This window comes from Nitrosospira sp. Nl5 (assembly GCF_900102495.1).
Taxonomy (GTDB): Bacteria; Pseudomonadota; Gammaproteobacteria; order Burkholderiales; family Nitrosomonadaceae; genus Nitrosospira.
In genome coordinates this window covers 240,929-257,962 of sequence record NZ_FMVQ01000003.1, presented here as the reverse complement: position 1 = coordinate 257,962, position 17,034 = coordinate 240,929, and the positions used below count along the sequence as shown (strand labels likewise).

The following is a 17,034-nucleotide window of genomic DNA, read 5'->3' as shown; positions in this document are numbered from 1 at the left end:
AGGAATTATCGTTGCGTCCGCTGGGAAATACCGTCTACTTCATGCCGCCTTATGTTATTAATGAGCAGGAAATGGATTTGCTGGTGGCAGGAACACTGCGGGCGCTTGATGTATTCTGAAAGCTGCCGGACTTGGAGAAAGCGAAGGGGAAAAAAGTGGCTGAGCGAGGATAGATTCTGAGGATTTTGAAGAACAATAGTGTTCTATTGGCGTCTCTTGGGTCAAAAGCCGTGAAATATGGGCACGCTGGACGCTCTTTCAGCCGATTCCTTCCACTCGTGCCATCTGGTTTAATGCCGGGTATTGAAACTTACAATGGTTACACCTGGAACATGGCCCAATTCAGAATAACGATTGTCCTGTGTTTTGCACTTGCTGCCGCACCGCTGCCCGCGTTTTCCCATAACTTGCCGTTATCCGTCAGTCAGGCCCTTAAACAGGCAGGCATTCCCAAGTCTGCCGCCGGCATTTATGTTCATGAAATCGGTGCGGCCAAGCCAATGCTTGCAATCAACGCGAGTGTGGCGATGAATCCGGCATCGGTGATGAAGCTTGTCACGACCTTTGCCGGACTGGAACTGCTAGGACCGGCCTATACCTGGAAGACCGAGCTGTACGCCAGCGGCATTCTGAATGGCGACATCCTTCAGGGGGACCTGATCATCAGGGGGTACGGAGATCCCAGACTCAATCTGGAAAATTTCTGGCTGCTCACGCGCCGTCTGCGCCAGACCGGCCTGCGGGAGATCGCGGGAGATCTGGTGCTGGATAACAGTTATTTCGATACGCCCATCGGCGATCCAGCTGCTTTTGATGGCAAGCCCTACCGCGCTTACAACATATTTCCCGAAGCACTGCTGGTAAACTATCGAACGCTGTCGCTACGCCTGATTCCGCGATCGGAAAGCAAAACCGTACGCGTTGTTGTCGACCCTCTGCCGGACTCTCTGGATCTCAGCAACAATCTGAAACTCATCGATGGCAAATGCGGCGATTGGCATGACGCACTTGGCGCCGATATTCGCACCGGCATGAATGGCAATAGCCGTGCATCGATCGCATTTAACGGTGTCTATCCTATCGACTGCGGCGAAAAAACCCTGCTTCTCGGTCTGCACGATAGTCCCACCTATACTTTCGGCCTGTTCAGGCAATTATGGACGGAACAAGGCGGGGTATTTCGTGGCAAAGTACGGCTTGGCACAGCACCGGAAGGACTGCTGCCGCTGGAAGTGCATGAGTCTCCTCCACTCGCCGAAATCGTTCGTGACATCAATAAATTCAGCAACAATATTTCGGCGCGGCAACTTTATCTCGCATTGGGTATGACCAGTGGCGCGGCAGCAAGCCCGGCCACTGGCTTAATCAATGATACGGGTAGCGGACGCACGCCTGCCACCCTCGCCAAATCGGGCGCTGCGATCAGGCAGTGGCTGACTTCCAGGCATCTGCATTTTCCCGAACTGATAATAGAAAATGGCTCAGGTTTATCGCGCAACGAGCGCATCAGCGCGGCCAATTTGGGAGGCCTTTTACTCGCAGCGTTCCAAAGCCCGGTGATGCCGGAATTCGTTTCATCCCTGCCGATTACAGCAGTCGATGGAACCATGAAAAAACGGCTTAATGGCACCCCCATCGCAAGCCAGGCCCACATCAAGACCGGCTCGCTGGAGGGGGTCAGAACCATGGCGGGTTACATGCTCGACAAGTCAGGCAGACGCGTGGCAATAGTCTTTTTCGTCAATCACCCCAAATCCGGAAATGCACAGTCAGCGATGGATGCCCTGCTGGAATGGGTTTATAAAAGGCCGTAGGACTGGCGACTCTCTACTCAACTTTACTGTCCAATCCACTCTCTGCGATTTCCGCCGCCCGCAGTAGCGCTTTCGCTTTATTTTGCGTCTCGATCCATTCATTCTGTGGTACGGAATCGGCGACAATGCCCGCACCGGCCTGGACATGCAGCTTGCCGTCCTTGATGACCCCAGTGCGGATAGCAATGGCCAGATCCATATCGCCATCAAACCCCAGATAGCCCACGGCGCCGGCGTAGATGCCCCGCTTGGAGACTTCCAGTTCATCGATAATTTCCATTGCCCGCACCTTCGGAGCACCGCTCACGGTGCCTGCCGGAAACGTGGCGCGCAGAACATCCATCGCATTCAGGCCGGGTTTGAGTTTGCCGTCCACATTGGAAACAATATGCATGACGTGAGAATAATGCTCGATTTGCATGTTCTCGGTGACTGCAACCGTCCCCGTCTGCGCAACGCGTCCGACATCATTGCGCCCGAGATCCATCAGCATCACGTGTTCAGCGCGCTCCTTTGGGTCGGCCAGCAGATCGGCGGCCAGCGTGGCGTCTTCCTGAATGGTTTTGCCACGCGGGCGGGTGCCGGCGATAGGACGCACCGTCACGGTCCCGCCCTCGAGGCGTACCAGAATTTCCGGCGAGGCGCCAGCTACATGAAAGTCGCCAAAGTCATAGTAAAACATGTACGGCGAAGGATTAAGACTGCGTAACGCGCGATAAAGCGCCAGTGGCGACGCCCTATAGGGCTTGCTGGTACGTTGCGATAGGACTACCTGCATAACATCGCCGTCAAAAATGTAGCGTTTGGCACGTTGCACCGCTTCAACGAAGTCTGCTTCATTGAATTCCGAGACAGCCTCGGTTGGCTCGCTCGGTGCCTCAGCCGGAATTTCCGCCGGCTTGCGCAGATTGGCAAGCAATTCCTTCAAGCGTTTTTTCGCGGCTTTATACGCTTTCGTTGCTTCCGTTGCGCCAATCCCTCCGGAAGCGGCATAGACGATGAGATAGAGTTTGCCGGAAAGATTATCCACCACCGCCAGTTCCTCGGACAGCAGCAACAGTATATCGGGAGTACCGAGCGTATCCGGACGGGCGTGCCCCGCCAGCTTACGCTCAATGTACCGCACCGCATCATAGGCAAAATATCCTACGAGTCCGCCGCAAAAACGTGGCAGGCCGGAATATGGCGCGACTTTGAAGCGCGACAGATAGGACTCGACGAAGGCCAGCGGATCCTCCGCTTCAATTTCCTCCGAACCTGCGTCATCAGTGATCCTGACATGGTTGCCCCGCGCTTCTATGCGCGTTGCCGCGGGCAGGCCAATAAAGGAATAGCGCCCGAAGCGCTCGCCACCCTGCACCGATTCCAATAGATATGAAAAAGGCCGGTTAGCGAGCTTGAGATAAACCGACAAAGGGGTATCGAGATCGGCGAACGTTTCCAGCACCACGGGGATATGGCTGTAGCCTTGCACCACAAGGTGATTGAATTCAGTTTCAGTCATGATTCGACTCCACAAAAAACAGGAACGAAGAAAATGGCACAGCGTATGAGGGCTAGGTGCGCCAGCGATAAAGGCCAGGACACCAGGCTTTGATCGCGTATTCCTCGATTCCGGTGTTTTCGCGAATCATGACAATTTCTGGATCAGTTTCGTTGCATCATAAATGGACTGAACGATGGCATCGCAATCAAGCTCGCGCACATCGCGACCTTCATTGTAGCCATAAGGCACGCAGAAGACGTGGCAGCCTGCCGCGCGTGCCGCCTCGGCATCATTGAGCGAATCTCCGATTAACAGCATTTCATGAGGCAGAATGCCGAAATGCTTGCAGGCGTGCAGCAGCGGCAAGGGGTGGGGTTTTTTTTCCGGAAGGCTGTCGCCTGACAGGACGATATCAAAATAATCCAGCAGTTCAGTGCCTCGGAGCAACGGCAGGGTGAATGCCTCCGCCTTGTTGGTGACGCAGGCCAGGCGGAAACCCATTTTTCGCAAAGCATTCAGTCCCTCGATCACACCTGGATAGGGATGTGTGTTGACACACAAGGTCTTCGCGTAATCGCGCTCATATATCGGCATCGCCCTGTTGAACAATTTAATCTCGGGTTCATCATCAAGACTTCCGGTAAGCGAGCGCTTCACCAACTTCTGTATGCCCTTGCCAATATAGGATCGGATGGTCTCCACCGGCAGCTCGGCCCTGCCCAATTCCCGTAACATCATGTTGGCTGCCGCGGCCAGATCAGATGCAGTATCGAGAAGAGTTCCATCGAGATCAATCATTACAGCGTCGATCGAAATGGGAAATTCCATTTCAACCACGGAGGTGTGCGTAAGCGGGGAAGCGTTTTTATTCACTTAATGTCATCATCCCTATAGTCAATACAGTCGTATCTCATCTTGCCCGCTACAATGGCTAAAGAGCGGTTCGATTCCCGGCTTTAAACCTTAACCCAGCCGCTGATCCTTTATTGGGAAATTGCGGAGCAACCAGCCATTGCGACAAACTGGATAAAAAGCCATCCAAGAAACGGATCCGGCAAATTTGGGTTCTGCAACCCTCTCGTCGTGCTTAATTAAGATCAGGCCTTCGCCAACTCTGCCCGTAACGCCGCTACTACAGTATCATAGCGATGCGGATCGCTATCCTTGCCGGCGCTGTAAATGGCAGAACCGGCAACGAATGTGTCGGCTCCGGCGCGGGCGATCTCGGCGATGTTATCCACTTTTACGCCGCCATCAATTTCCAGCATGATGTCCTTGCCTCCCGCATCGATGCGCTTGCGTACCGCCTTTAATTTTGTCAACGCTTCAGGAATGAATTTCTGTCCGCCAAAACCCGGGTTTACAGACATTATCAGCACCAGATCCAGCTTGTCGAGTACATGATCGAGATAGTATAAAGGCGTTGCCGGATTGAACACCAAGCCTGCTTTGCAACCCTGCTCCTTGATCAGCCCGATGGTGCGGTCGATATGCCTGGAGGCTTCCGGATGAAAGGAAATAATATTGGCGCCGGCCTTGGCAAAATCCGGAATAATGCGGTCCACCGGCTCGACCATGAGGTGTACATCAATAATAGCCTTTGTCAAAGGACGAATCGCTTCGCATACGAGCGGCCCGATAGTAAGATTCGGCACGTAGTGATTATCCATCACATCAAAATGAACGATATCCGCCCCCGAATCGATAACAAGGGTAATTTCCTCACCCAGCTTGGCAAAGTTTGCGGAAAGAATGCTCGGAGCGATGCGATAATTGGCCATGAAGGCTCCCTTATAATTAAAAACTCCATTTTAACCGCAAATGGCGGCTGTGCGCTAACGGCTTCATCTGTAAGCGATCATGCTCGAGCTTTTGTCATGCCGGAATAAAGTTTGTCGATGCTATGCTTGCCCTGACCTGAAAAATAGTGTGCAATGCAGTTATGGCTGAAAGCAAAAAATACGAGATTATTGTAACGGTTCACACCACCTACCTCCCGGAACAGTCGGACGAGGCGCTCGACCGTTACGTTTTCGCCTATACCATCATGCTTGCCAATACCGGTACCATCTCGGCACAGCTCATTAGCCGTCATTGGATAATCGCGGATGGCGGCGGCGGCGTACAGGAAGTGCGGGGGCTGGGAGTGGTCGGTGAGCAACCGCTGCTAAAACCTGGCGACAGTTTTGAATATACCAGCGGTACTGCCATTTCCACGCCGGTTGGATCAATGAAAGGAAGCTACCAAATGGTGGCTGAGGACGGCCTTCGCTTCGATGCGGCGATTCCCGAATTTATCTTGAGTGTGCCAAGGGTATTGCACTAGAAAAGATCTTGCTACCCTTGCAAGGGAGGAAATTTAAAGTGACTTCCATTGCTCCCCGGCTGGTTTGCGATTACCCGTATTTCTTTCTACCAACCATGCGGCGCCGGTGAGCACGTTTTGCATCCGCTTCGCTAAGAGGCGCCGGACTCTTTCCGGCGTAAGGATTACGGCCGGTCCTGAATACAACGCGCAATGGCGTTCCTTCGAGTTCGAAGGTTTCCCGGAAGGTGTTTTCGAGATAGCGCTGGTAGGTTTCGGGCACCCGGTCGAGGGCGCTGCCATGAATCACGATTAGCGGCGGGTTGGAGCCGCCCTGGTGGGCGTAGCGTAGTTTGGGACGAGCCATGCCGGCCCGCGGTGGCGGCTGTTTCTCTACCGCTGCCAGCAAGGTGCGGGTGAGTTTGGGGGTGGATAAGTTCACCATCGCTGCGGCATAAGCAGCATCGATGGATGGAAGCAATCCTTTCATGCCACTGCCATGCAACGCAGAGATATAGTGAAGTTTGGCAAAATTCAGTAAAAAAGAAAGTTTCCGGCTAATTTCGCTCTTGATGGTGTCGCGTTGGTAGTCATCCAAACTGTCCCACTTGTTAACGACCAGCACTAGCGCGCGCCCCGTCTCCAGAATGAATCCGGCAATGTGTGCGTCCTGGTCTGAAATTTCGTTCCGTGCGTCGAGTACCAATACTGCCACATTGGCGTCTTCTACTGCTTGCAGGGTTTTCACTACCGAAAATTTCTCGATAGTCTCCAATACCTTGCCGCGACGACGGAGGCCAGCGGTGTCGATCAAGGTATATGGATGGCCATTGCGATCGAAATCAATATAGATACTGTCGCGGGTAGTGCCTGGCTGATCAAATGCGATAACGCGTTCCTCCCCCAGCAGCGTATTCACCAGTGTGGATTTGCCGACATTGGGGCGTCCTACAATAGCAATTTTTGGATGCTTGTCTTTTTTTTCTTCCTCTTGCCATTGAGGGAAATCCGCCAGCGCCAATTCCACTAGCTCATTCACATTGTCGCCGTGCGCGGCGGAAATTGCACAGGGTTCGCCTAAGCCCAGTTCGTGAAATTCAGCAGTCACGACGGAGTACGCCATGCCCTCGGTTTTATTCACGACCAGTATAATTTTTCGGCCGGTTTTTCGCAGTTGGCCTGCGACGATTCTATCCTGCGGCGCCAAACCCTTTCTGCCGTCGACAATGAACAACACCATGTCAGCCTCATCCACTGCTTGCCGTGTCTGCTTCGCCATTTCGTGAAGGACGCCTTCCTTCGTCATCGGTTCGAAGCCCCCGGTGTCGACTACCAGGTAAGGTTTATCGCCCAACCTTCCATGTCCGTAATGCCGATCTCGCGTCAAACCGGGGATATCCGCCACAATTGCGTCGCGGCTCCGGGTCAGCCGGTTGAAAAGCGTTGATTTGCCGACGTTGGGCCGCCCGACCAGTACAAGGGTAGGTTTCATGGCTTCAAGGTGTTTTTTGCGGAAAACCACAGTCCTTCCGCCCAGAAGGAGAAGGCTTAATCCACCCTGCGGTAGATAAAATTTCGCGATTCCGGGCGTTACAAGCTGAAAGCATAAACGCCACCTTTCCTGGTTTGCACCACGAAACCATCAGGCAGCGCTACGGGACGGGTAATGATAGCGCCTTCGTCGGTGGCTGATCGGGCGACAATGCTGCCGGTATCGTTTCTGATAAGGTTCACAAATCCTTGAGAATCTCCCACCACCACTGTAGCCCCCTGGACGAGCGGCGGGGATAGTCGAAGTCCATTGAGCAACTCCTGTTTCCAGATGCTGGCGCCGTCTCTTTTATCGTAAGCCACCACCGCGCCTCCAGCTTCGCTCACGTAAACGTAATTATCATCCATGGCGAGACCAGCGTTGCTGGATATGTCCCGTCCCCAGATCTGATTGCCACTGGCGATTTCAAAGCAGGCCACCCGTCCCTGATAGGCTACCGCACATATCTGGTGCTCGTCCGCCACCGGCACACTGGTGATGTCTGTAATCCGCTCCAATTCTGTCGCCCCGCGCGGCCGTGACACGGCGGCCTCCCAGCCTACGCTGCCGTTCGACAAGTTTATCGCCACCAGTTTTCCACCCGCAAATCCCGCGAATGCGGTACCCCGCGAAATCAGTACCCCCGCAAAACTCCGGACGGTCAGCGATGGGGTTGCGCCCTGGTATATCCACTTTCGTTTACCGGTTTCAGCCTCCAAACAGAAAATTCTGCCATCTCCGGTACGAACCAATACCACGCCGCCATCAGCCTGCGGCGGACTTAGCACCTCAGTGGATACCTGCGTGGTCCAGAAGGCTTTGCCGTCCTTGCTGTCATATGCCAGAACTTCGCCTTTGAATGTCCCAAGCAATAACATCCCCTCACCCAGGCCCACACCCCCCGACAACTTATGCTTGGTATCGACGCTTCCAGCTTGCTTGCCCGTAGCGGAATCAAAACGCACAAGATATCCGTCCATACCTGCAGCATAAACAGTGCCTCCTTCGACTGCCGGCGAAAATGCCGTCGCCTTACTTTCTTCTATGCCGTTCACCCACAGTGCGCGCGCGCGCGGAATCGCGGCCAATTGGGCAATCTGGTCCTCGGTCATTACAATGGTCTCGCCGCCGAGGAGTCCACCGGTCATACCCGCCACATCGATATCCGCGAGGTCGCGCACCAGGTCACGTGTCATATCGACAACACTCGCGCACCCGGAAAACACCAACAGCGACACCATCAGCAAAATATGCCGCCGGATAGCACAAGTAATCGATACGGGTTTATCTACGCGCATTATCTAAATCCGGCAGTTGGACAGGTAGGGTTGGGGAGTTTATATCGCAGAGCAAAACGCAACGGCGTCGAATTGCGCCTCGCTGTTGCGAGCAGATCGCGCCCGGGAGGCTGGATGCGGTCGTTGCATCCCCATGTGCCCGATCCGCCGTCCCGTTTTCCTTGGCGCGAACCGAGATTTCCCCCGGGAAATGTGGTTGACATCGTCCTCGCGGTCTTTTTGCGTGTATTGCGAATTCGAATCTATTTGGCGTCCGCCAAAGCATCCAGCTTCATTTGTACAATATTATGATAAGTGCCTTTTTTGCCCAGCCTGTCGAGTGCCGTTTGATAAGCAGCACGTGCCTCTGCTACTTTACCCGCCGTGGTGAGGACATCACCTTTGAGATCCGCATAAAGACCGGCAAAAGATTCGCCATGTTTAGTCTCCAGCAACCTCAGGGCTTCATCGTGCTTTCCTTCATCCAGCAATATACCTGCCAGCCGCAACCGCACAAGGTCTTTCAACTCATCTTCCTTGGTATTGTCCAGCGTCCATTGCAGGCGGCTTTTGGCGCCCTGTATGTCGCCTCCCTCGAAACTCGCGCGGGCCGAGATCAACGCGGCCCGAGATGCATAACCACTGCCGGGAAAACCCTGCATTAATAAATTCGCTGCGTCGCCTATTTTCTTGGGATCCCCGCTCGCTTCGATTTCTCGCAGCGAAGCATATAGCTCCGCCGCCTGCTCCACCTGCTGTTTCTGGTAGTAGTTCCACGCCTGCATACCGCCTATACTCGCGATGAAAGTCGCCACTACGACAATTGTCAATGTGCCGTATGCTTCCCACCAGGATTTCAGCCCGTCTATTTTTTCCTGCTCTTCCAGATCATAAATCGCCATTTACGTTCCTAGTGTAGTGAGTCAGAGATATCGCTACTGATTCAGGTTCTTTTAAGCAGAATCGCCGCTTCGGCCAATCCGACTCTTACCTGTTCCGCCGCCTCACGCAACGGCTTGATGCTTATCTCACCGGCTTGCGCTTCATCGTCACCGATAATGACGGCAAAACGCGCACCGCTGGCATCGGCTTTTTTCATTTGGGCCTTGAAGTTGCCGCCTCCGCAATGCAGGATTGCATTGAGACCCCTGTCCCGCAAGTGCCTGACTGTTTTCCAGGCAAGTCCGTCCGCGGCCTCGCCCTGATGTATTACGTAGGCATCCGGCACGGCACGCGGTATATCGTTGCCGCATTCGATCATCAGCGCCAGCACCCGCTCCACGCCCATGGCGAAACCGCACGCCGACGCGGCCTTACCGCCAATCTGCTCCACCAGTCCGTCATAACGCCCGCCGGCGCATATTGTGCCTTGCGCACCGAGCTTGCCGGTAATCCATTCGAATACCGTGCGGTTATAGTAATCCAGTCCTCTCACCAACCGCGGGTTGATCTCGAAGTCTAATCCCTGGTTACGCAGAATGCGCTGTAATTCCTCGAAATGCGCCAGCGAATCCTCGTCCAAATCATCCAGCAACTGGGGAGCGCCATCAATGATTTCCCGCATTTCGGAATTCTTGCTATCGAGTATTCGCAACGGGTTACTGTGCAACCGTCTGCGGGCATCTTCATCGAGCTTACCCAGGTGCCGTTCCAGATACCTGATCAATCGCGCCCGATGCAGGGCACGCGACTCAGTGCTGCCGAGCGTGCCAATTTCCAGACGCACATCGGAAATGCCCAGTTTTCTCCATAGTTCCGCACACATGGCAATGAGTTCGGCATCGATATCCGGGCCAGCGTATCCCAAGGCTTCGGCACCGACCTGATGAAACTGGCGATAACGTCCCTTTTGCGGGCGCTCGTGGCGAAACATCGGGCCGGAATAATACAGTCTTTGCGGCCCTGTATAGAGAAGATTATGTTCCAGTACCGCGCGTACGCAGGAAGCGGTTCCTTCTGGGCGCAATGTCAAGCTGTCGCCGTTGAGATTATCCAGGAAAGAGTACATCTCTTTCTCGACGATATCGGTGACAGCACCGATGGACCGCACGAACAGATCGGTCTGCTCAAGAATCGGCATGCGGATGTTACGGTAACCATATCCCGCCATCCAATCACGCACTGTTTGCTCAAAGAATTCCCAAAGATCAATCTGATCAGGCAGGATGTCGTTCATCCCGCGGATGGCCTGGATGATTCTAGGCATTGACCGATTTCTTCGGATACTTCATCTGCACGTATTGATCGACGATCTGGCGGAATTCTCCGGCAATGTTGTCACCTTTCAAGGTCACCGATTTCTGCCCATCCACGTAAACCGGCGCGACCGGCCTCTCTCCGGAACCAGGCAGGCTGATGCCGATATTGGCATGCTTGCTTTCTCCGGGGCCATTCACGACACAACCCATCACCGCCAACGTCATATTTTCGACACCGTCGTATTCCTCGCGCCATACCAGCATCTGGCTACGCACATACCCCTGAATGCTTTCCGCGAGCTCCTGAAAATAGGTGCTGGTCGTACGCCCGCAACCGGGACATGCTGCCACCAGCGGCACAAAGGCGCGCAAACCCGTGGTTTGCAAAATTTCCTGCGCCACCACTACTTCACGGGTACGGTCGCCACCCGGCTCCGGCGTAAGCGATATGCGTATGGTGTCCCCGATCCCGCCCAAAAGCAGTACCGACAGCGCGGCGGTCGAAGCGACGATTCCCTTGGAGCCCATGCCCGCTTCGGTCAATCCAAGATGCAAGGCATAATTGCAACGCGCTGCCAGGTCACGATAAACGGCAATCAAATCCTGTACACCGCTTACCTTGCAGGACAAGATGATCCGGTCGCGGCCCAGCCCAATCTCTTCCGCTCTTGCGGCACTTTCCAGTGCGGATGTAATCAATGCTTCCCGCATAACAAGCGCCGCGTCCTTGGGATCACTGGACCGCGCGTTCTCATCCATGACGCGTACCAGCAGTTCAGGATCCAGGCTGCCCCAGTTAACGCCGATACGTACTGGCTTGTCATATTTACAGGCCGCTTCGATCAAAATGGAAAATTGCTCATCACGCTTTTTACCGTGCCCCACATTGCCCGGGTTGATGCGGTATTTTGCCAATGCCTTGGCGCAATCGGGATATTCGGTCACTAGCTTATGCCCGTTGAAATGAAAATCACCTATCAGCGGTACGTGGCAGTCCATGTCGTCGAGACGCGCGCGAATTGCCGGCACCGCCTTCGCGGCGGCGGCTGTGTTAACGGTAATGCGTACCAACTCCGACCCCGCACGCGCAAGCTGGGCCACTTGCACCGCGGTAGCAATTTCATTTTCCGTATCGGTATTAGTCATGGATTGCACCACCACCGGCGCACCGCCGCCAACTGTGATGTTGCCGATACGGACGCCGACGCTGTCTCGACGCGGGGGAAAAATATTCTGGGGCATAGTCATGATAGGTATGAGAATTTATCGGTATGGAAAATATGGACTTCTTCTATTTGAGCGACAGGCGTGCCGTTCCCCCATAGGCATTAATATAAGGAGACAGGTCCACCGGCTTGTTATTGTAGGCCAGCTTGACTTCGGAAGCATTGCCGATCGCGAGAGAGAATGGCGACTTGCCATATAACACTTGCTCCGTGCCGGGAGAATTAACCTTGGAAAGAAGCAACCTGCCCCTGCTATCCTTGACTTCAACCCATGATTCTCCCTCAAACACCAACCGAAGAACGTCTGCCCCATCCGTCGGTTCAGAGGTGGCGGCATTCGCTGATTCAGAGGCAATAACCGACGGCGCAGCTTGCCGGGCCGCAGGCGGAGCGGGAGTTGGAACAGGAGCCTGAGTCCCATGTTTTTGTTCGACCATTCTGACTTCCTCACCGGATGCCACAGAGTCAGTGCCGCCGGTCGATACTGCGGACGGTAATTCAAATTGCGGTGGTGTCACAACTTGCTCAGCCTCTGTTGTGGTTTCGACTTTCGCGGCCGGTTGCTGCTTTTCCTTATTGCCTTCGTTGCCACTATAAATTTCATAGATCAGCAACAGTAATGCGAGAACTGCTGCTCCCGCAATGATCAGGTTGCGCCTTCCCCGTTTCTGGTTTGACGGAAAAGGAATTCCTTCGATCTGATATGAGATAGTTGGGGCGGGGAGAGGCGGTAGCGACTGCTGCAACTGCCGCAATAAAGGGCCTTCATCCACCTGCAACAGCTTGGCGTAATTGCGCACAAACCCGCGCAGGAATGTGGCGCTCGGAAACTTGTCATAATCGTCCTCCTCCAGCGCCGCGATCTGCCGCACGGATAAACGCAACTGTCGCGCTACGTCCTCGATACTCATGCCGCGAGCCAGTCGTGCCGTCCGCAATAATTGACCCGCGCTCTGTTCTGTCTGGGTTCCTTCCGCTTCGGCTCCTCGGCTGGTCTGGTCGCGATCAGCGGGGTCCATCACTCGAATCCGCCGTCGTCCCTGCGGGGGACTTATTCAGGGTTGCCCTAATCTGCCTCATCTTGCTGCTTCCGTCATCCTGCGGGTTCCCCCGCCGCGTCTTATCCAGCACTTTCCCGGCGAGCTGACCGCAAGCAGCGGCAATATCATCGCCGCGGGTCCGGCGTACTGTAGTGATCAGTCCAGCCTGCATCAACACATCGCGAAATGCGCTTACCGCTTCCGGCGATGAGCGCTTGTAACCGGAATTGGGAAACGGATTGAATGGAATCAGGTTGAATTTACAAGGCGTGTGCCGTACCAGTTGTACCAATTCACGCGCATGCGCCCGGCTGTCATTGACGCCATCCAGCATGACATACTCAAAAGTGATGAAATCCCGTGGCGCGGATTGAAGATAGCGTTGGCAGGCCGACAATAATTCCTTGATTGGATATTTCTTGTTGATGGGTACCAACTGGTCTCGCAGAGCGTCATTAGGCGCATGGAGAGATACTGCAAGCGCCACCGGGCAACGCTCACGCAGCCGGTCCATGGCTGGCACCAGGCCTGAGGTACTCACGGTCACCCGTCGCCGCGACAACCCGTAGGCATTATCGTCCAGCATCAAATCAAGCGCTGTCACCACGTTTTCAAAATTGGCCAGCGGCTCGCCCATGCCCATCATCACGACATTGGTGATAGCGCGGCCACGATTTGGATAGTTGGGGTAGCGCACTCTTTTCTGACCATGGGCAATCTCTGCAAGTTCCGTGACAGGCTCATCGCTCGGCTCTGCCGCCAGCGCATTATTCGCCCACCATAATTGGCCGATAATTTCCGCGACCGTCAGATTCCGGTTAAAGCCCTGCCTGCCGGTAGAGCAAAAAGTGCATGCCAGCGCACAGCCAACCTGGCTGGAAATGCATAGCGTACCGCGGCTGGCCTCGGGTATGAAAACCGTTTCGATACCATTGCCTGCACCCACTGATAACAACCACTTGCGAGTTCCATCGGCGGCGGTATGATCGCTGATAACCGCAGGCGCCTCAATCACGGCGGTTGCCGAGAGCTTATCCCGCAATTCCCTTGCCAAATCGCTCATCCCGGCAAAATCCGCTTCACCCGACTGATGTATCCAGCGCAGCAATTGCTTGGCGCGAAATGGCTTTTCGCCAATTCCCGCACAAAAACCGGAAAGCTTCTTCGCATCGAGATCGAGTAGATTGACGCTCATAGGAACCGAATTCCTTTTCTATCTGGAATGAATGTCGAGAGAGGAAAAATAATAGGCAATCTCAGTCGCGGCGGTCTCCGGCGCATCGGAACCATGCACCGCGTTGGCATCAATACTCTCGGCGAAATCCGCGCGAATTGTCCCTTTCTCCGCCTTTTTCGGATCGGTCGCGCCCATCAGATCCCGATTCTTTCTGATTGCGTCTTCGCCTTCGAGAATCTGGATCATCACCGGCCCGGAAATCATGAATTTCACCAGGTCATTGAAAAAGGGGCGGCCACGATGCACGGCGTAAAAGCCCTCGGCATCCGCCTGCGAAAGATGAAACATGCGTGCCGCGACTATTTTCAACCCATTGGTTTCAAAACGGGAATAAATTTCTCCGATGACATTTTTTGCCACCGCATCAGGTTTGATAATAGACAACGTTCTCTCGACAGCCATCAAATACTCCACTAAATTAAGAAATGAAGAAACCTCTGAACAAGTCCCGCGTGGAACGCGTTGCGGCAAAATCGGGATGATCACAAGGCGCACGACGAAGGTCGTAGTCAGTCTACGACCCGAGGAGTGCAACGCGGTGAGCGCCCGATTTTGCCGCAACCCGAAGGGACGGCGGCTTTGCGGGCGGCCTGCTTTGTCAGGCTCCTAGCGAAGGGGGCCCGGCCATTCGCGTTGTCGCCTTTCGCGCATCCCGTCCCGCAAAGCCACCGTCGCGCCCGCGCGGGACTTATTCAGAGGTTTCTTTTATTTTAACAAAAAACCCCGCTCCCAAGTCGGAAAAAACGAAAAGCCCGGTGACTAGCCGGGCCCTCGATCTGGGGATGATGCGGCGGGACAGTTCCGTAACAAGTTTCGCGTCGCATGCCTCTGATTTCAAGACTTCTGACGCTAGGCAGTCATTCGAGCTTCACCGCCTGGGCACGCGTTGGCCAAGCCCCGCGCTCGATCGCCTTTGCGCCGTCAAAGACAACATAACTCTGACGGCCGTAATGTGGTAGCGGCCGTATCAGCGCTGCGAGCGAAGCCTCATCCCGCGCAGAGACGACTGCGAGGGTTACGCCGTCGGGACGGCTCAGCGTCCACGCCTGCGCCGAACCTTTTCCCCGCACGATTTCAGGCCGCTGAGGCAACTGATGCCGTGCTAGCCACGCATCGACCTGTTCCTCCAAACCTATCACCAGTGCCGCCACGGGAGGAAGATTATCTTTCGCCGGAACCAGTTTCAATGCGCGATTCTGAAGCTTGCCGGCAAGCGTTTCGGCAGTTCCGCGCACCCCTCCGCTTTCCGGAAGTAGAACGGTTATCGTTGTCCGGTCTACCATGGCCTGGCGCAAAATTGGCGGAGCCTCGTCCGGCATCAAGCGCCGGAACAACCGCAGATCCGGGTCAAGAGTTACCTCCAGCGGAAGCGTCCGCGTGTCGAACGTGAATGTCTGGCGTCCTCGCTCCAGGTCAAGCGTATGGAATTGCTCACCTTCCCCGGTACGAATTGCGATCGGCACCCGCAGCCGGTATTCGGGTTCCGCTTGCTCAAGCGTCACTGTAACCCGGTAACCGGAACCGGACTTGGCGCGCGTCGTATCGGCGATGCGTACAACGGGCGCACCCGGGCGCGTTAGCCACTGGTCGAAGAAACCGCGTAAATCACGTCCCGATACACTCTCGAATGCGCGCTGCAGATCGGGCCAGGAGGTGATGCGAAAGCGCTGTTCGCGCCAGAATGTCTGGAGCGCGCGATCAAAGGTCTCGCGCCCGAGCAGGTCGCGCAGCATCAGGAACATCATCGCCGCCTTGTTGTAACCAACAATCTGCGATGCCCCATGCGTACGCGAGGTAAAGTTGTTGAGCGGCGCATCCTGTCCGGGCGACAGTGCGGCGAAATCACGCAGCCAGCCACGCCGCATTTCCCGGGCGGCTTCGGCGCTTTCACGCTCCTTGTACGCATAGTCCGCCATGAACGTGGTCAACCCCTCGGACCAGTTGCCCTGCGCATAATCGGGGTAGACGCCGTTGCCCCACCAGTTATGCAGTACCTCATGCCCAAGCGAGGTGGAACGGATGAACGGCAGCCGCAGCACCTCGATTCCGAGATAGGTAAGCGTCGGCATGCCGAACCCTGTCGGAGTAGGGCTTGACACGACACTGAACTCGGTAAACGGATACGCGCCGATCCATGACTCATAAAGTTCAATGTAGCCTTTTACCGCACTGAGGTAAGAAGGCGCGAGATCAGCAATCTGCGGATGGAAGTAGGTTCGCAGTTGTATTGCCTTGCCATCCGCGCCGCGCATTATTTGTGTTTCGACCGCGTAGGGCCCCGCCATGAGGTCGATACCGCCGGTTGGAGAAGGAAACTCGAAACGCGCGTGATATTTCCCACCCGACTCGGACTCCTCGACGAGGCGGCCCGCAACAATGCCACGCTGGCCCGCCGGAAGTTCGATGCTTACACGATAGCTTGCGAGTTTTTCCGCTATATATGGGTACCAGCCACTTGAGTCAGGCAGAAACGTTCCGGCGGCGCTGCTCGCGGGCTCGTTTCCACCGAGTGTCTGCGGATGATCGAGCGAGGTATCAAGCGCAGAAAGTTCGCCGCGCCAGTGGAGCTCGATACGGCGTGGCGTCCGTTGGTCGCCTGATATGCGCCAAGCGCGCATTCTACCGGTCGTCGCGGCTGGTCCAAGCGGTGAGGCATCAACGCGTGCGTGCATCACTTCAAAACGGCGTCCCAGCACCAGAGTTAATTCTTCCGCAGTCTTCGCCGTAATGACGCTGCGTCCTTCAATGGTACGCGCCACCGGATCGATACGCACAGTAATGTCATAATCAATCTCCGCCGTATCATCGGCCACTGCGGGAGACGCGGATACGGGCTCCGCGCATGCGCCGGTTGCAATCAGAAGCGGGAACAGAACGCAGGCAACGCCTTTCCGGACGCGCGGGATGAGCACCCCCATCC

The 17,034-nt window shown here is 55.2% G+C and carries 14 protein-coding genes; 2 read left to right on the top strand and 12 right to left on the bottom strand.

The window, feature by feature from the left end:
- Positions 1–332 precede the first annotated feature (332 nt).
- Positions 333–1,814: a D-alanyl-D-alanine carboxypeptidase/D-alanyl-D-alanine endopeptidase gene (gene dacB, locus BLP45_RS05225; RefSeq protein WP_090370518.1), complete on the top strand. Its 1,482-nt coding sequence runs from the start codon at positions 333–335 to the stop codon at positions 1,812–1,814.
- 13 nt (positions 1,815–1,827) lie between these two features.
- Here the strand turns inward: dacB and trpE are convergent, their stop codons facing one another.
- The 3 genes from trpE to rpe all read right to left on the bottom strand — a co-directional run bounded on the left by trpE (position 1,828) and on the right by rpe (position 5,081).
- On the bottom strand, positions 1,828–3,318 hold the full coding sequence (gene trpE, locus BLP45_RS05220; RefSeq protein ID WP_090370464.1) for an anthranilate synthase component I: 1,491 nt from the start codon (positions 3,316–3,318) through the stop codon (positions 1,828–1,830).
- A gap of 126 nt (positions 3,319–3,444) precedes the next feature.
- Positions 3,445–4,128 carry a phosphoglycolate phosphatase gene (locus tag BLP45_RS05215; protein ID WP_090370516.1) on the bottom strand — a complete coding sequence of 228 codons (684 nt, stop codon included), beginning with the start codon at positions 4,126–4,128 and terminating at the stop codon, positions 3,445–3,447.
- Positions 4,129–4,397: 269 nt separating this feature from the next.
- Positions 4,398–5,081 (bottom strand): ribulose-phosphate 3-epimerase, encoded by a 684-nt coding sequence (gene rpe, locus BLP45_RS05210; protein WP_090370462.1) that lies wholly within the window; start codon positions 5,079–5,081, stop codon positions 4,398–4,400.
- A 161-nt stretch (positions 5,082–5,242) separates the two neighbouring features.
- On the opposite strand from rpe, the gene apaG reads away from it, so the two are divergent.
- The gene (gene apaG, locus BLP45_RS05205; protein ID WP_090370460.1) at positions 5,243–5,626 is read left to right on the top strand and encodes a Co2+/Mg2+ efflux protein ApaG; all 384 of its coding nucleotides are present in this window, start codon (positions 5,243–5,245) and stop codon (positions 5,624–5,626) included.
- 70 nt (positions 5,627–5,696) lie between these two features.
- Here the strand turns inward: apaG and der are convergent, their stop codons facing one another.
- From der to BLP45_RS05160, 9 genes are all read right to left on the bottom strand, one after another.
- Complete coding sequence (gene der / locus BLP45_RS05200) at positions 5,697–7,097, bottom strand: ribosome biogenesis GTPase Der (RefSeq protein ID WP_090370514.1); 1,401 nt, start codon at positions 7,095–7,097, stop codon at positions 5,697–5,699.
- A gap of 98 nt (positions 7,098–7,195) precedes the next feature.
- The gene (gene bamB, locus BLP45_RS05195; RefSeq protein ID WP_090370458.1) at positions 7,196–8,434 is read right to left on the bottom strand and encodes an outer membrane protein assembly factor BamB; all 1,239 of its coding nucleotides are present in this window, start codon (positions 8,432–8,434) and stop codon (positions 7,196–7,198) included.
- A 242-nt stretch (positions 8,435–8,676) separates the two neighbouring features.
- Complete coding sequence (locus tag BLP45_RS05190; RefSeq protein ID WP_090370456.1) at positions 8,677–9,315, bottom strand: tetratricopeptide repeat protein; 639 nt, start codon at positions 9,313–9,315, stop codon at positions 8,677–8,679.
- Between the two features lie 41 nt (positions 9,316–9,356).
- Positions 9,357–10,619 (bottom strand): histidine--tRNA ligase, encoded by a 1,263-nt coding sequence (gene hisS / locus BLP45_RS05185; protein ID WP_090370453.1) that lies wholly within the window; start codon positions 10,617–10,619, stop codon positions 9,357–9,359.
- Positions 10,612–11,859 carry a flavodoxin-dependent (E)-4-hydroxy-3-methylbut-2-enyl-diphosphate synthase gene (gene ispG, locus BLP45_RS05180; protein ID WP_090370451.1) on the bottom strand — a complete coding sequence of 416 codons (1,248 nt, stop codon included), beginning with the start codon at positions 11,857–11,859 and terminating at the stop codon, positions 10,612–10,614. Before ispG ends, hisS begins: the two co-directional genes overlap by 8 nt.
- A gap of 43 nt (positions 11,860–11,902) precedes the next feature.
- On the bottom strand, positions 11,903–12,856 hold the full coding sequence (locus tag BLP45_RS05175; protein WP_090370449.1) for a RodZ domain-containing protein: 954 nt from the start codon (positions 12,854–12,856) through the stop codon (positions 11,903–11,905).
- Positions 12,843–14,072: a dual-specificity RNA methyltransferase RlmN gene (rlmN, locus tag BLP45_RS05170; protein ID WP_090370448.1), complete on the bottom strand. Its 1,230-nt coding sequence runs from the start codon at positions 14,070–14,072 to the stop codon at positions 12,843–12,845. The genes BLP45_RS05175 and rlmN overlap by 14 nt, the downstream gene beginning before the upstream one ends.
- Before the next feature lie 18 nt (positions 14,073–14,090).
- Complete coding sequence (gene ndk, locus BLP45_RS05165) at positions 14,091–14,516, bottom strand: nucleoside-diphosphate kinase (protein WP_090370446.1); 426 nt, start codon at positions 14,514–14,516, stop codon at positions 14,091–14,093.
- Between the two features lie 455 nt (positions 14,517–14,971).
- On the bottom strand, positions 14,972–17,032 hold the full coding sequence (locus BLP45_RS05160; protein WP_176754667.1) for a M1 family metallopeptidase: 2,061 nt from the start codon (positions 17,030–17,032) through the stop codon (positions 14,972–14,974).
- Between the last annotated feature and the right edge of the window lie 2 nt (positions 17,033–17,034).

Bases quoted from the DNA above. Each gene is read 5' to 3' on its own strand.
- rpe (WP_090370462.1), bottom strand. From the start codon at position 5,081: ATGGCCAATTATCGCATCGCTCCGAGCATTCTTTCCGCAAACTTTGCC.
- BLP45_RS05190 (WP_090370456.1), bottom strand. From the start codon at position 9,315: ATGGCGATTTATGATCTGGAAGAGCAGGAAAAAATAGACGGGCTGAAA.
- dacB (WP_090370518.1), top strand. From the start codon at position 333: ATGGCCCAATTCAGAATAACGATTGTCCTGTGTTTTGCACTTGCTGCC.
- BLP45_RS05160 (WP_176754667.1), bottom strand. From the start codon at position 17,032: ATGGGGGTGCTCATCCCGCGCGTCCGGAAAGGCGTTGCCTGCGTTCTG.
- hisS (WP_090370453.1), bottom strand. From the start codon at position 10,619: ATGCCTAGAATCATCCAGGCCATCCGCGGGATGAACGACATCCTGCCT.
- apaG (WP_090370460.1), top strand. From the start codon at position 5,243: ATGGCTGAAAGCAAAAAATACGAGATTATTGTAACGGTTCACACCACC.
- ispG (WP_090370451.1), bottom strand. From the start codon at position 11,859: ATGACTATGCCCCAGAATATTTTTCCCCCGCGTCGAGACAGCGTCGGC.
- trpE (WP_090370464.1), bottom strand. From the start codon at position 3,318: ATGACTGAAACTGAATTCAATCACCTTGTGGTGCAAGGCTACAGCCAT.
- BLP45_RS05175 (WP_090370449.1), bottom strand. From the start codon at position 12,856: ATGGACCCCGCTGATCGCGACCAGACCAGCCGAGGAGCCGAAGCGGAA.
- rlmN (WP_090370448.1), bottom strand. From the start codon at position 14,072: ATGAGCGTCAATCTACTCGATCTCGATGCGAAGAAGCTTTCCGGTTTT.
- ndk (WP_090370446.1), bottom strand. From the start codon at position 14,516: ATGGCTGTCGAGAGAACGTTGTCTATTATCAAACCTGATGCGGTGGCA.
- bamB (WP_090370458.1), bottom strand. From the start codon at position 8,434: ATGCGCGTAGATAAACCCGTATCGATTACTTGTGCTATCCGGCGGCAT.
- der (WP_090370514.1), bottom strand. From the start codon at position 7,097: ATGAAACCTACCCTTGTACTGGTCGGGCGGCCCAACGTCGGCAAATCA.
- BLP45_RS05215 (WP_090370516.1), bottom strand. From the start codon at position 4,128: ATGGAATTTCCCATTTCGATCGACGCTGTAATGATTGATCTCGATGGA.